Origin of the sequence: uncultured Microbacterium sp., from assembly GCF_963528945.1 — a bacterium.
In the GTDB taxonomy this organism is placed as follows: domain Bacteria; phylum Actinomycetota; class Actinomycetes; order Actinomycetales; family Microbacteriaceae; genus Microbacterium.
Genome location: NZ_CAURWX010000004.1, coordinates 223,324 through 235,878, shown reverse-complemented (window position 1 = coordinate 235,878; position 12,555 = coordinate 223,324). Strand labels below are relative to the sequence as shown.

The 12,555-nt window shown below is 70.1% G+C and carries 13 protein-coding genes and 1 tRNA gene; 5 read left to right on the top strand and 9 right to left on the bottom strand.

Annotation, left to right across the window (positions count from 1 at the left end; genetic code table 11):
* Window positions 1-33: 33 nt before the first annotated feature.
* The gene (gene serC / locus RWS82_RS13730; RefSeq protein WP_314651132.1) at window positions 34-1,146 is read right to left on the bottom strand and encodes a phosphoserine transaminase; all 1,113 of its coding nucleotides are present in this window, start codon (window positions 1,144-1,146) and stop codon (window positions 34-36) included.
* 102 nt (window positions 1,147-1,248) lie between these two features.
* On the opposite strand from serC, the gene RWS82_RS13725 reads away from it, so the two are divergent.
* The 4 genes from RWS82_RS13725 to RWS82_RS13710 all read left to right on the top strand — a co-directional run bounded on the left by RWS82_RS13725 (window position 1,249) and on the right by RWS82_RS13710 (window position 3,939).
* A complete protein-coding gene (locus RWS82_RS13725; RefSeq protein WP_314651129.1) occupies window positions 1,249-1,950 on the top strand; it encodes an iron dependent repressor, metal binding and dimerization domain protein in 702 nt (233 codons plus the stop codon).
* 242 nt (window positions 1,951-2,192) lie between these two features.
* Window positions 2,193-3,032: a M23 family metallopeptidase gene (locus RWS82_RS13720; RefSeq protein WP_314651125.1), complete on the top strand. Its 840-nt coding sequence runs from the start codon at window positions 2,193-2,195 to the stop codon at window positions 3,030-3,032.
* A gap of 304 nt (window positions 3,033-3,336) precedes the next feature.
* Window positions 3,337-3,834, top strand: a complete 498-nt coding sequence (locus tag RWS82_RS13715; protein WP_314651124.1) for an HNH endonuclease — start codon at window positions 3,337-3,339, stop codon at window positions 3,832-3,834.
* 31 nt (window positions 3,835-3,865) lie between these two features.
* Window positions 3,866-3,939, top strand: a tRNA-Arg gene (locus RWS82_RS13710).
* A 14-nt stretch (window positions 3,940-3,953) separates the two neighbouring features.
* Here the strand turns inward: RWS82_RS13710 and RWS82_RS13705 are convergent.
* The 8 genes from RWS82_RS13705 to idi are packed head-to-tail and all read right to left on the bottom strand — an operon-like array spanning window position 3,954 to window position 11,817.
* On the bottom strand, window positions 3,954-6,140 hold the full coding sequence (locus RWS82_RS13705; protein WP_314651122.1) for an MMPL family transporter: 2,187 nt from the start codon (window positions 6,138-6,140) through the stop codon (window positions 3,954-3,956).
* Window positions 6,141-6,166: 26 nt separating this feature from the next.
* The gene (locus RWS82_RS13700; RefSeq protein WP_314651119.1) at window positions 6,167-7,054 is read right to left on the bottom strand and encodes a prenyltransferase; all 888 of its coding nucleotides are present in this window, start codon (window positions 7,052-7,054) and stop codon (window positions 6,167-6,169) included.
* On the bottom strand, window positions 7,051-7,392 hold the full coding sequence (locus tag RWS82_RS13695) for a lycopene cyclase domain-containing protein (RefSeq protein ID WP_314651115.1): 342 nt from the start codon (window positions 7,390-7,392) through the stop codon (window positions 7,051-7,053). The genes RWS82_RS13700 and RWS82_RS13695 overlap by 4 nt, the downstream gene beginning before the upstream one ends.
* A complete protein-coding gene (locus RWS82_RS13690) occupies window positions 7,389-7,730 on the bottom strand; it encodes a lycopene cyclase domain-containing protein (protein ID WP_314651545.1) in 342 nt (113 codons plus the stop codon). Before RWS82_RS13690 ends, RWS82_RS13695 begins: the two co-directional genes overlap by 4 nt.
* On the bottom strand, window positions 7,730-9,328 hold the full coding sequence (gene crtI, locus RWS82_RS13685; protein ID WP_314651112.1) for a phytoene desaturase family protein: 1,599 nt from the start codon (window positions 9,326-9,328) through the stop codon (window positions 7,730-7,732). Before crtI ends, RWS82_RS13690 begins: the two co-directional genes overlap by 1 nt.
* Entirely contained in the window at window positions 9,325-10,224 is a 900-nt protein-coding gene (locus RWS82_RS13680; protein ID WP_314651110.1) for a squalene/phytoene synthase family protein, read from the bottom strand. The genes crtI and RWS82_RS13680 overlap by 4 nt, the downstream gene beginning before the upstream one ends.
* Window positions 10,221-11,294 (bottom strand): polyprenyl synthetase family protein, encoded by a 1,074-nt coding sequence (locus RWS82_RS13675; protein ID WP_314651108.1) that lies wholly within the window; start codon window positions 11,292-11,294, stop codon window positions 10,221-10,223. The genes RWS82_RS13680 and RWS82_RS13675 overlap by 4 nt, the downstream gene beginning before the upstream one ends.
* Before the next feature lies 1 nt (window position 11,295).
* Entirely contained in the window at window positions 11,296-11,817 is a 522-nt protein-coding gene (gene idi / locus RWS82_RS13670) for an isopentenyl-diphosphate Delta-isomerase (protein ID WP_314651106.1), read from the bottom strand.
* A 78-nt stretch (window positions 11,818-11,895) separates the two neighbouring features.
* Here idi and RWS82_RS13665 point away from each other — a divergent pair, with 78 nt between their 5' ends.
* On the top strand, window positions 11,896-12,531 hold the full coding sequence (locus tag RWS82_RS13665; protein ID WP_314651104.1) for a MarR family transcriptional regulator: 636 nt from the start codon (window positions 11,896-11,898) through the stop codon (window positions 12,529-12,531).
* Window positions 12,532-12,555: the final 24 nt, after the last annotated feature.

Here is a 12,555-nt window from a genome sequence, read left to right as displayed (position 1 = left end):
GGAAGGCGCGGGTCGACGACCCGCGCCCCGCGGTCAGGACCCGAGGTTCTCGAGCACGTAGTCGAGCGAACGGATGAGCTGACGCACGTCGTCGGGCTCGATCGAGACGAACGTCGCCACCCGCAGCTGGTTGCGACCGAGCTTGCGGTAGGGCTCGGTGTCGACGATGCCGTTGGCGCGCAGCGTCTTCGCGACCGCGGCGGCGTCGACGCTCTCGTCGAAGTCGATCGTCACGACCACGGGGGAGCGGTGCGCGGCGTCGGCGACGAAGGGCGTCGCGATGTCGGATGCCGTCGCCCAGTCGTAGAGCAGACCCGACGACTCCGCCGTGCGCTCCGCGGCCCAGGCGAGGCCGCCGTTGTCGCGGATCCACGACAGCTGGCTGTCGAGCAGGTGGAGGGTGGCCAGCGCGGGGGTGTTGAGCGTCTGGTTCAGGCGCGAGTTGTCGAGCGCATTCTTGAGGCTCAGGAACTCGGGGATGTAGCGGTCGGAGGCGGCGATGCGCTCGATGCGCTCGATGGCCGCCGGCGACACGGCCGCGAACCACAGGCCGCCGTCGGATCCGAGGTTCTTCTGCGGGGCGAAGTAGTAGACGTCGGCCTCGGCGGAGTCGAACTCGATCCCGCCCGCGGCGCTCGTCGCGTCGATCACGGTGAGCGCACCGTCGGTGTCGACGCGGCGCACCGGTGCGGCGACCCCGGTGGACGTCTCGTTGTGCGGCCATGCGTAGACATCGACCCCGTCGACGATCTCGGCGGCCACGGCGGTGCCGGGCTCGGCCTTGCGCACGTCGGGCGCATCGAGCCAGGGTGCGCCGGCCGCGGCGGCGAACTTGCCGCCGAACTCGCCGAACACGAGGTTCTGGCTGCGGCGTTCGATGAGACCGAACGCCGCGGCGTCCCAGAAGGCGGTCGATCCGCCGTTGCCGACGACGATCTCATACCCCTCGGGGAGGCGGAAGAGCGCCGCGAGCTGCTCGCGAACGCTGCCCACGAGGTTCTTCACCGGCGCCTGGCGGTGCGAGGTGCCGAGGATCGACGCCCCCGCGGTGACGAGCGCCTCGAGCTGCGCCGCGCGCACCTTCGAGGGACCGCAGCCGAAACGGCCGTCGACGGGCAGGAGGTCACGGGGAATCTCGATCGCCATGCGTCGATTCTAGGGGGAGCGCCGACGCCCGCCCACCGGGGAGCGGGGCCCGATGTCGGCCCGGGAATGTAGGCTTGCCTAAGAACCTCGGAGGGCCAGCACATGACGGATCTGATCGACACCACGGAGATGTACCTCCGCACCATCCTCGAACTCGAGGAGGAGAACATCGTGCCGCTGCGCGCTCGCATCTCCGAGCGTCTCGGCCACTCCGGGCCGACCGTCTCGCAGACGGTGGGTCGCATGGAGCGCGACGGTCTCGTGGTCGTCTCCGAAGACCGCACTCTCGAGCTCACCGACGCCGGCCGCCGCAAGGCCGTCGACGTCATGCGCAAGCACCGGTTGGCGGAGCGCCTGCTCTCCGATGTGATCGGTCTGGACTGGGCCTTCGTGCACGAAGAGGCCTGCCGCTGGGAGCACGTGATGAGCGAGCAGGTCGAGCGTCGCCTCGTCGAGCTGCTCGGGCACCCCACCGAGTCGCCGTACGGTAACCCCATCCCCGGGCTCGACCAGCTGGGCGACATGCCGGCGCGCACGTTCGACGAGGGCGTCATCGGGCTCGTGCAGAAGCTGAACGCGGCGGGCGAGCCGGTCGACGGCACGGTGCGGCGTCTCGCCGAGCCCGCGCAGGTCGACCCGGAACTGCTGGAGCAGTTGCGCGACGCCGGGGTCATGCCGGGCGCGAAGGGCGACTTCCGCTTCAACGAGGGCTACGTCCTCATCCGCATGGAGGGCCGCGACGAGGGCCTGGAGCTGCCGGTGGAGCTCGCGTCGCACATCTTCCTGGTCGGCGAACCCGTCTGATCGGCGGCTGCGTCCCGCCGCACCGGTGATTGCCAGGTTCGCAGGGTGACACGATCGTTATCTTCCGGTAACCTCGGACAGGTCGTCGGAGAGCCCCTCACCGATGACCCGCGTCGATTGCCTTCCGGCTCGTCGTCGTCGCGGTGAGAACGCACAAAGTACCCGAGATACATTCGTGCCACGAGAGCAGAGTGCCGACGAGCCAGCGCTACCCGAGCGCTCAGGCGCTGGAGGATCAGGTTTTGGTCGCAGACAAGAATTTGCCCGCACAGACAACGGAAGACCGAGCGATCGCTCGTCGCGACGGAGCACGAGCCGCATCCCGCGCGGTGGTCAAGCCGCTCCGCTCGATCTTCATCTTCGGAGCTGTGGGGGCGCTCGTCGCCGCTGTCGCTCTCCCGGCGTACGCCGCGACGAAGCCGGCCGAGGCGTCCACGACGACGGTGCAGCAGCTCGCCGCGGTCGACGCGCAGTCGCTGGTCGTCGCCTCCGAGGCGACCGCCGCGCCGATGAACCGCGGAACCTTCACGGCGACCACGCCCGAAGAGATCGAGAAGAAGAAGGCCGAAGAGGCCGCCGCCGCTCGTGCCGCCGCTGCCGCCAAGGCGGCCGCCGTCGCATCGGCATCCTCGTCTGCGTCCTCCGGCAAGTTCAACACCGCCGGGTACGCGCTCGTCGCGCCCGGCTCCGGTGAGGTGCGCTACCCGCTTCCGATGGGCTCCTGGCACGTCAGCCGCACGATCGGCGGCGGCCACAACGGCGTCGACATGCTCGCTCCCGCTGGCACTCCGATCTACGCCGCCGCCGGCGGTGTCGTGCGCGCGTCGGCCGAGAGCATCGGCGGCTACGGGGTCGCCGTCATGATCGACAGCGTCGTGGGCGGTCAGCGTGTGCAGACCACCTACGGCCACATGATCTACGGCTCCCGCCAGGTGCAGCAGGGTCAGACCGTCGAGCCCGGCCAGCTGATCGGCTACGTCGGCAGCACCGGTCGCTCGACCGCCAACCACCTCCACTTCGAGGTGTGGGTCAACGGCGGGCTCCTCGAGCCGCAGGCGTGGCTCGCCGCCAACGCCGGCTGACGTCTCCGAACACGCCGAGCGTTCACCTCTCGTTTCGCCCCGCACCCTGCGGAATGGGTTAGCCTGATCCCGTCGTCGAACGGGCAGGAGAAGCTGATGGACACGATTCCGAGCATCCGCACCATGGATGCCCTCGGTCGTCACGTCCTTCTGCATCGCCCGCAGGGATGCCGCGGTGCTTCCGCGCGCGAAAGGCGCTGTCACTAGACAGCGCCTTTTCTCGTCTCTGGGGATCTTCCGTCTGCACGGCGTCGTGTGTTCGAGAGTGCCGGGAAGCCGTCCCGGCGGATCGAGAGGATGACGGATGCGCACACTGGTACTGAACGCCGGCTACGAGCCGCTCGCGATCGTGTCGTTCAAACGGGCTCTGGTGCTCGTGATGAACGACAAGGCGACCGTGATCGAACGGGTCGAGGACGATCCCGTCTGGGGGTCGCACGGTGTCTATGACCGTCCGGCCGTGATCGTGCTGGCGCGTTACGTGCGGGTGCCATCCGGGCGTCGCGTGCCCGTCACCCGGCGCGGGGTGCTGCGGCGCGATAATCACCGGTGCGGGTACTGCGGCAAAGCGGCGTCGACGATCGATCACGTGCTGCCGCGCTCGCGTGGCGGCGCCGATTCGTGGGAGAACCTCGTCGCCTGCTGCCTCCGTTGCAACAACGTGAAGAGCAATCGCACGCCCCAGGAGATGCGCTGGGAGCTGCGCTTCACCCCGCGGCCGCCGCACGGCACGGCGTGGACCGTGCGCGGCACCGAACGCAGCGACCCCCGGTGGGAGCCGTACCTCGCGCTCGCGGCGTGACGGCGGGCCGTCCCGTAAGCTGGAGGCTCACGCCCTCGTAGCTCAGCAGGATAGAGCAGCCCTCTCCTAAAGGGCAGGTCGCAGGTTCGAATCCTGTCGAGGGCACCGCGGCCCGAGTCTCACTCCAGGCCCTTCCTCCACAGCTTCGACGGCCACCAGATCCGCTTGCCCAGGTCGTAGGCGAGCGCCGGCACCAGCAGGGAGCGCACGACGAACGTGTCGAGCAGCACCCCGAAGGCGACGATGAAGGCGAGCTGCACGAGGAACAGGATCGGGATGACCGACAGCGCCGCGAACGTCGCGGCGAGCACGAGCCCGGCCGAGGTGATGACGCCGCCGGTGATCGACAGTCCGCGCAGGACTCCCTCGCGGGTGCCGTGCGCGATCGACTCCTCGCGCACGCGCGTCATGAGGAAGATGTTGTAGTCGATGCCCAGGGCGACGAGGAAGACGAAGCCGTAGAGAGGGACGGCCGGGTCGGCACCGGGGAAGGCGAAGATGCCGTCGAAGACGAGGGCCGAGACGCCGAGAGCCGTGCCGAACGACAGCACCGTGGTGAGGATGAGCAGCACCGGCGCGAGGATCGAGCGCAGAAGCAGCATCAGGATCAGCATGATCACCACGAGGATCACGGGGATGATGAGGTTGCGATCGTGGATCGACGCGTCGTTCGTGTCGATCGACGTGGCCGTGACACCGCCCACGAGCGCATCGAGGTCGGCCAGCTCGACGCGCAGTTCGCGAACCGTCTCGGCGGCGGCATCCGAATCCGCGGCATCCGTGAGGGTGGCCTGCAGCAGCACCCGCCCGTCGGCGACCGTCGGGTCGGGCGCGGGCGTTCCGGGAGGCCCCACGGCGGTGATGCCGTCGGCCGTCACCGGGGCGGTGCCGCTGGGCGAGTCGGATGCGGTGATGGCGACCGCATCGACGCCGTCGTTCGCGAGCAGCACGTCGGCGGCATCCTGCAGCGAGTCCTCCGCGACCACCACCGAGGCTGGGCTGCCGGATCCGCCGGGGAAGTGCTCGCCCAGTGCGGTCTGACCGTCTCGCGCTTCGGAAGCGCCGAGCACCAGGTCGGACTGCGGCACCCCCTCGGCGTCGAGCTGGGTGAGCCCGATCGCACCGACGAGCAGCACGAGCGTGGTGACGATCCAGATCACGCGGGGGCGGCGGGAGACGAGGCGCGACAGCGCGGCCCAGAGGCCGGTGGTGCGCATGCCGTGCTCGTCGGCCACGACCTCGGGCTCGAAGCGCGGGCGGCGGGGCCAGAAGACGGCGCGACCGAAGAGCAGCAGCAGCGCCGGCAGCAGGGTGAGCGCCGCGAGCATGGCGAACACGATGCCGATCGCGGCCACCGGGCCGAGCGTGCTGTTCGACTTGAGGTCGCTCAACAGCAGGCAGAGGAGGCCGGTGATGACCGTGCCGCCCGAGGCGACGATCGGCTCGAAGGAGCCCCTCCACGCCGCCATGATGGCCGCGCCCTTGTCTTCGGTCGAGCGCAGCTCCTCGCGGAAGCGCGCGACGAGGAGCAGTGCGTAGTCGGTGGCCGCGCCGATCACGAGGATGAACAGGATGCCCTGGGTCTGACCGCTCAGCAGCAGCACCTCGAACTTGGCCAGCCACCACACCACCAGCAGGGCGACGCACAGGGCGAACAGGCTCGTCGACAGCACGACCACCGGAAGCAGGAGCGAGCGGTACACGAGCACGAGGATCACGAGGACCGCCAGCAGCGCGACACCGAGGAGGAGGCCGTCGATGCCGGCGAATCCGGCGGCGAGGTCGGAGGTGAAGCCCGCCGAACCGGTGAGGAAGACCTCGACACCCTCCGGAGCCGCCGCCCGCAGCGCGTCTCCCAGCTCGGCGGTGACGTCGCGCAGCTCGGCGTCCCCCTCGATGGGGATGAACGCCTGCACGGCGAGACCGTCGTCGGAGACGAGCGCCGGCGACACGTCGTCGGCGACCCCCTCGATCGACGTGCTGTCGGCGACGGCATCCGAGATCGTCTCGACCTGCTGCTCGCTGAGCTCCGTCTCGGACGTGAACACCGCGATCGCGGGGATCTCGTCGCTGTCGCGGAAGTCGCCGAGCAACTCCTGCACCTTCGTCGCGTCGGCCGACTCCGGGAGGTAGGTCGTCTGGTCGTTCGACGACACCTCGTCGACCTTGCCGAACAGCGGGCCGCCCAGCGACGCTCCCACGAGCCAGGCGAGGATCAGCACGACCGGCACGAACACGCGCACCCAGGAGTGACGGCGCGAACGTTCGCGGATCTTCGGCGTGGAGGCGCGTTCGGAGGGCGACATGCGAGGGCCTTTCGTGATGCGGCGGGTCAGGAGACCCAGGCCAGGATGAGGATCATCGTCGCCAGGAATCCCGCGACGTAGTTGAGGAGGATGAATCGGCGCCAGGCACGGTTGGTCCCGCCCGACGTCTCATCGGTGACGCGCCACCAGGGCGCGGCGTTGACGAGGTACGGCACCGCGAGCAGAGCGCCGAGCGGCCCGGGCCAGGGGGTGACGAGCATGAGGACGCCCGCGAGCAGCCAGAGCACGAGGGAGAGGCGCACGGTGGCGCGGGCGCCGATGACCGTGGCGATCGACCCGATCCCCGCCTCCCGGTCGGGCCCGACGTCCTGGACGGCGCCGAACGCGTGCGCCGCCATGCCCCAGAGGAAGAACGCGACGAGGACGAGCACGGTGCCGGTCGAGAACTCGGCGCGCGCGAGGGCGAGCCCGACGACGGCCGGAGTGACGAAGTGCAGGCTCGACGTGACCGAGTCGAGGAAGGGGCGCTCCTTGAAGCGCAGACCGGGGGCGGAGTAGGCGATCACGGCGAACACCGACACCGCGAGCCACGCGGTCGACCAGGCATCGCCGACGACCACGAGGTACACGAGGAACGGGAGGTTCGACAGCGCCGCCGCCCACAGGGTGGGGCGGTGCATGCGGGGCGCGAGCAGCGCTCCCTCGATGCCGCCCTTGCGGGGATTGGCGAGGTCGGATGCGTAGTCGAACACGTCGTTGATGCCGTACATCGCGAGGTTGTACGGCACGAGGAAGTACAGGAACCCGATGACGAGGGTCGGGTCGAGCTCGCGTGTCGTCATCACGTAGGCGGCCGCGAAGGGGAAGGCGGTGTTGATCCAGCTGATCGGCCGCGACGAGAGGAGGATCTGGCCGAGATCGCGTGCCACGGAGGGTCGGGTCGTCGGGGTCATGCCGGCTCCTCTTCGCGAACGGCATCCGCGGGGGCGGACCGGCGACGGCGGAGCAGCGCCCAGAGCGCGGGCAGCAGCAGCGCGCCGGCCAACGGATACGCGAAGTCCTCGATCGGTGCCAGACCGATGCGGATGCCGATGAGGTGCTGGTCGGCGTAGTGGAACAGCCTGCTTCCGATCATCACCGTGTCGAACACCGCGGTCAGCGCGAGCATCACCGCGATGGTGAGCGCGACCCCGGCGGGACGCGGCCCGCGACCGCGCGCCAGCAGCCCGAGCGCGATGGCGAGGACGACCGTGGCCGCGAGGAAGCACGCGGAGAGCTGGAGGTAGGTCATGGCGTGCCTCCGGCGACCTCGGTGCGACGCCGCGCCAGCAGGCGCACGAGTCCGGTGTAGACGACCATGGTGCAGATCACCAGGAAGAGCAGGAAGACGGGCTCCTCGAGCGGCATCTCGGGGGCGAGCACGATGCCGGTGGCGATGAGGGCGTCGCCGCGCAGGAAGATTCCCGACGCGATGCCCGCGACATCCCAGACGAGGAAGAACGCCACGCCGACGACCGTGACCACCGACGCGGCGACCGCATCACGCCAGAAGAACAGGCGGAAGCGTCGGTCGACCAGCAGCATGCAGGCCGTCGAGATCAGCAGCGCGCCGAGGTAGACCGCTCCCATCATCGCGCCCCGGTGGCCGGTGTCGCCGGAACCTCGACGGGCAGGGGGCCGGCGCTGTGGTCGCCGCGGATGCGCTTGAGCACGATCTCCGCACTGATGAGGCACATCGGCACACCCACGCCGGGCGCGGTGGTCGCCCCCGCGTAGTACAGGCCGCCCACGCGCTTCGAGGCGTTCTGCGCCCGGAACATCGCGCTCTGCGACAGGATGTGCGCCGGACCCAGCATCCCGCCGCGCCAGGAGTGGTAGTCGTCGCGGAAGTCCGCCGGGCCCAGGGTCTCCCGCACGACGATGCGCTCGCGGAGGTCGGGCACACCCGACCATTCGGCGATCATGTCGATCGCGGCGTCCGCGGTCTTCTCGACCTCGGGATCACCCGCACCGTCGGAGCCTCCGTGGCCGATGGCCGTGTCGGCGGGCACGGGAACGAGCACGAACAGGTTCTCGTGGTCGTCGGGGGCGACGTCGTCGTCGGTCGCGCTCGGGCGGCAGACGTAGATCGATGCGGGGGAGGGGATGCGCGGATCGGAGCCGAAGATGGCGTCGAAGTTCGCGTCCCAGTCCTCGGTGAAGAACAGGGAGTGGTGCGGAAGCTCGGGGAGCGCGCCGCGCACGCCCAGCATCACGAGCACGGCACCCGGACCACTGGTGCGTCGCTGCCACCACGACTCCGGGTAGGTGCGCAGGTGCGGCGGAAGCAGCGCGGTCTCGGTGTGGTGCAGATCCGCCCCGGAGACGACGATGTCGGCCGCCTCGAAGTGACGCTCGCCGGCGGCATCCGTCCATTCCACGCCGTCGACCCGCGCGTCGCGACCACGGCCGACCGTACGGATGCTCGTGACCGCGGCATCCGTGACGATCCGCGCGCCCGCGTCGGAGGCCAGGGCGCCGATGCGCTCGACCAGCCGCCAGAAACCGCCCTGCGGGTAACTGACGCCCTCATCGAGGTCGAGCGCGCTCATCAGGTGGTACATCGCGGGGGCGGTGCGGGGGTCGGTGCCCAGGAACACCGCCGGATACCCCAGGATCTGGCGCAGCAGGGGGTCGCGGAACCGCTTCGCGGCGAAGGCCTGCAGCCGGGTGCCGAGCAGCGAGAACAGCCGCGGCGCGGCGCGCAGCACCTCGCCGGTGGTCAGAGACGACAGCCGCGTGAACGGGTTGTAGAGGAAGTACTTCTCGGCCATCGCGCTGGCGTGGTGCGCCGAATCGAGGTAGGCCGACAGGGCCTCCGCCGCGCCGGGCTCGCGATCCTCGAACAGGCGAGACACCGCCTCGCGGCCCGCCGGCACGGTGAGCTGCGTCGGCACTCCCGCCGCGCGGGGCGGCTGGAACACGCGGTAGCCGGGATCGAGCAGCGTGAGGTCGAGCTGCTCGTCGGCCGAGGTGCCCATCATCGCGAACCAGTGATCGAAGACCCCGGGCATGAGGTACCACGACGGCCCGGTGTCGAAGCGGAATCCGTCGCGCTCGATGGTGCCGGCCCGACCGCCCACGCGGGCGTTCTTCTCGAGCACGACCACGTCGTGTCCGTCCTTGGCCAGCAGCCCGGCGGTGGCGAGGCCCGCGACACCCGCGCCGATGACGACGACGCGGCTCATCGGGGCTCCACCGCGGTGACGAGGAGTGAACGCATCGCGAGCAGTCCTTTCTGAGGGTCGGGCACGCGCACGCGCCGACGGTAGAGGTCGTCCACAGGGGTGCGGGCCACGCGCCGGGTGAGGGCGGCGAACAGCGCGAGTGCGCTGCGCACGGCGGCCCGCGCATCCTTGGGGAGCAGGGGGATCGATGCCCGGGCATCGTCGAGCTGGCGCTCCACGGTCGCGACCCAGGCGTCACGGTCGGCGTCGGTCAGACGGTCGGCGGTGCCGAGGTAGCTGCGGCCGAGTCGGTCCGTGTCGTCGGCGAGGTCGCGGAGGAAGTTGACGTTCTGGAACGCGGCCCCGAGCTGACGGGCGCCGTGCTCGAGCACCTCCCGCTGGGCGGCGGTCGGGGCGGTGCCCCGCAGGAAGACGCGCAGGCACATGAGGCCCACCACCTCGGCCGACCCGAAGACGTAGCGCGCGTGCGCCGTCGAATCGTAGGCGGCCGGAGCGTCGGAGGGTACGTCGGCGAGCATCGACTCGAAGAAGGGCTGCGTGAGGTCCTCGCCGATCCCGCAGGCGCGGGCCGTCTGGGCGAAGGCGTGCAGGATCAGATCGCTGCTGTACCCGGTGCGCATCGCGCGGTGCGTCTCGGCGATGTAGGTCGTCAGCGCGTCGGCCTGCGCGCCGGCGTCGAGCCCGGCCTCGGCGGCGACGCCGTCGACGATCTCATCCGCGATCCGCACCATCGCGTAGATGTTGCGGATGTGCTGACGGTGCCGACGGCCGAGGAGCTTCGTCGCCATCCCGAACGAGGTCGAGTAGGCGCGGATCACGCCCGTCGTCGCGATCTCGGCGGTGCGGCTGAAGCGGCGCAGCGAAGCGTCGTCCGCTCCGGCGGGTGCGGCGCTCACGACCGCCGTCCCTCGACCCGGGCGAGCAGGGTGCGCAGGCACGTCACGACATCCCCCGACATGGTGCGCGTCTCCTCGGCAGCGGTCAGGATCTCGGATGCCGCGGCCAGCTCGTCCAGCACGAGGCTCTGCACGAAGCCCTCCGCGCCGCACTCGCGGAGAAGGCCGCGCAGGTGCATCCCCTCGTCGGCACTGAGGTCGGCGGAGCCGAATCGCGGTGCGACCTTCGACCATGCCGTGGTCATGCGCGCGTAGGCGATGATCGCCGTCTCCTTGCCCTCGCGCAGATCCGAGAACGGGTCCTTCCCGTGCGCCTCGGCGTCGCCGAAGATGCAGAGCAGATCGTCCTGCAACTGGAACGCGAGGCCGAGGTGTCGTCCGATCGCGGAGAGGTCTTCCTCGACCTCGACCGAGGCGTCGGCGAGGACGGCGGCCGCTCGCAGGGGGAGCGAGAAGGAGTAGGTCGCGGTCTTGTAGGTGCTCATCGCGAGGATGGTGCGCAGGTCGGGCACGATGACACCGTCGGCGAGACCGACATCGATGTGCTCCCCGGCGACGGTCTCGACGATCGTGTGCTCGATGAGATCGAGCAGGCGCATACGAGCGGAGGTCGATACCCGGGCGCGAGCGAATCCCAGCACGGCCGTCGCCAGCAGCAGGTCGCCCATGAGGATGGCGCTCGACCGCGCCCAGTGCAGGTCGTCGTCTGCGGCGCCGCCGTCGTGTGCCAGCGTGCCGATGAGGTTCGGGCGGCGACGCCGGTAGAGGTCGCCGTCGATGACGTCGTCGTGCAGCAGGAATGCGTAATGCAGCAGCTCGATCTCGGCGGCGATGCCGACCACGGTGTCGGCGTCGCGTCGGCGGGAGTCGGGTGACAGTGCGCGGTGGATGTCGAGCAGCAAGCGCGGGCGGATCAGCTTCCCGCCGGTCGCGTGCGCCGCAGCCGATCGCCAGAGACCGGCGAACGGCTCTCCGTACGCCTCGGCGGCCGTGCTGCGCTCGGCGAAGCGGAGGCGCAGGGCCTCTTCGATCCGGATGCCCTGCTCGTCCTGCGTCGCGATCGCCGTCATCTCACACCGTTCCGTTCGCGCGCAGGCGGGGGAGCTGTTCGGCGAGCCAGGGACTGAAGGCGAAAGGGGCCGCGGTGACGGCGGAGGCGGCGTCGGCGGCGTCGACCCACGCCCACTCCGCCACCTCGTCGGCCGACGGCGAGAGCGGACCGGCCAGACGTGCGATGAAGACCGGACACACCTCGTTCTCGACGATGCCGCTCGCGTCGACCGCTCGGTAGCGGTAGTCGGGCAGCGCGGGCTGCACGTCGTCGACGGGGGCGCCGAGTTCCTGCACGGCGCGGCGTCGCACCGCCTCGACCATGTCTTCGCCGGGCTGCGGGTGGCCGCAGAAGCTGTTGGTCCAGACGCCGGGCCAGGTCTGCTTGGAGAGGGCTCGGCGGGTCAGCAGGATGCGGCCCCGGTCGTCGACGAGGTGGCAGGAGAAGGCCAGATGCAGCGGGGTGTCGCGCGTATGCACCTCGCTCTTCGGGAGCGAGCCGATCGCCGTCCCGTCCTCGTCGAGAAGAGTCACGTGATCCATGGCATCCTCTGCGTTCATTTCACTAGCTTGGCGAGTAATTAACTTAGCATGAAATAGATCGTTGTGTAACATACTCGCATGGACCACGCTTCCGGCACCACCCCGACCACGGGGGAGTCGTCTCGCGCCTCGACGCTCGAGAGCGCGGCCGGAGTCGACGGTCTGCACCACGGGGCGATCTACGACGTCGAGGCGGCCGATCCGCGCAGCTCGCTCGTCGACCGCTCCGGCGTCGCCCCGGAGGACCTCGAGCAGATCTCGACCCTCATGGCGGCGCTCGGCGAACTGCGCGAGGCGGAGCAGCGGCTCTCTCGGGCATCCCGTCGCTACATGCAGCTGAACGAGACCGACATGCGCGCGCTGCACTATCTGATCGTGTGCGCGAACGCCAAAGCGATCGCCACGCCGGGGGGAATCGCCCAGCACCTCGCGATCTCGACCGCATCGACCACCAAGCTGCTCGACCGGCTGGAGAAGGGCGGGCACATCGTGCGCTCGCCGCATCCCCACGATCGCCGTGCCCTGGCCATCACGATCACCGACGAGACGCGCGAGGCGGCCATGCAGACCGTCGGTCGCCAGCAGGCCCGGCGGTTCTATGCCGCCGCACGACTGACGCGCGCCGAGCGCGAGACGGTCGTGCGGTTCCTGCGCGATATGGCCCAGGAGATCACCCTCCCCGAGGGCGGATGGGCATCGCCCGAAAACGACTGAAGGCTCCCCGGTTGGAGAGCCTTC